The following is a 1,258-nucleotide window of genomic DNA, read 5'->3' on the forward strand; positions in this document are numbered from 1 at the left end:
CATCGAAAATTCGATACATAGAATACAAAACTGCCAGAATTATACACACTTATCAAAGCGCGTCATAATTCAACACACGTTATAACAAAAAAGGCCGTTAGCGTTTGCCAACAGCCTTATAGCTACTTAGATAGACTTAGTGGATATCGCGCCAGTACTCTTTATTCAAGAAGTAGACGAACACAAAGAAGAACGCCAAGAAGACAAGCACGTATAATCCCATACGCTCACTTTCTATCCGTGACGGCTCACCGACATACTCAAGGTAATTTACCAAATCATAGATGGCTTCGTCATACTCAGCTGGCGTCATAGAACCTTCCGACTTATATTCTTGACAGCCACTACTCTTAACGATGTTACCTGAAAGAGGATCAACTTCAGTATCAATACCCATAAGTGGTGGCTCAGCACACATACCCTGCAGGTCTGCTAGAACATGTGGCATACCGACATCTTTGAATACGACATTATTTACCCCATATGGACGCGAAGGATCTGCATAAAAACCACGCAAGTAACTATACAACCAATCTGGCCCCCGTAACCGCGCCACCAACGTCAAGTCAGGCGGTGGATTGCCAAACCAAGCTTTCGCTTGATCTTTATCCATAGAGGTAGTCATCAATTGACCGATCTTAGCGTCGCCCTCAAGTAGATTTTCTTCAAAAATCTCTTTTGGGATACCTAAGTCATTTGCAGAACGTTCATAGCGCGAGTACTCAAGCGAGTGGCATCCAAAACAGTAATTAGTAAACAACGCCATCCCACGCTGCATAGACTCTTGATCACGAATATCAGTATCAATATCATCAACAGGAGCCGCCGGTCCAACAGCTGCCAATACACTGTTCACACTAATTGTGAAAAATAACGTAGCAACGAGCTTAATCATTTCATTGTCACCCTTTCTGGTACAGGCTTAGTTTTCTCAATACTTGTATACCAAGGCATAAGAATGAAATAAGCGAAGTAAATAACAGTCAAGACCTGAGCAAGCAAAGTTCTACCTGGAGTTGCTACCACAACACCCAAGTAACCAAGAATGCAGAACGAAATGATAAACAACACAAGAGCAATCTTACTTAAGTTGCCTTTGTAACGCATTGAACGCACCGGGCTACGATCTAACCATGGCAATACGAACAAAATTGCAATTGCCGCACCCATCGCCACAACACCCAAGAACGCATCCGGAACAGCACGCAAGATTGCATAGAATGGCGTGAAGTACCATACAGGCGCAATGTGATCAGGC

Annotated in this window: 1 protein-coding gene and 1 pseudogene; both read right to left on the minus strand. The window is 43.4% G+C overall.

From position 1 onward, the window contains the following. Positions 1 to 136 precede the first annotated feature (136 nt). Entirely contained in the window at positions 137 to 895 is a 759-nt protein-coding gene (locus A3738_RS02650; RefSeq protein WP_068472972.1) for a cytochrome c1, read from the minus strand. After that, positions 892 to 1,258 (minus strand): annotated as a pseudogene (locus A3738_RS02655) (cytochrome b); the annotation flags it as partial. The gene A3738_RS02650 and the pseudogene A3738_RS02655, both read right to left, overlap by 4 nt.

The organism is Oleiphilus sp. HI0066 (assembly GCF_001635725.1).

What these genes read in the sequence shown, in the direction of transcription:
- A3738_RS02650 (WP_068472972.1), bottom strand. Translation starts at nt 895, where the DNA reads ATGATTAAGCTCGTTGCTACGTTATTTTTCACAATTAGTGTGAACAGT.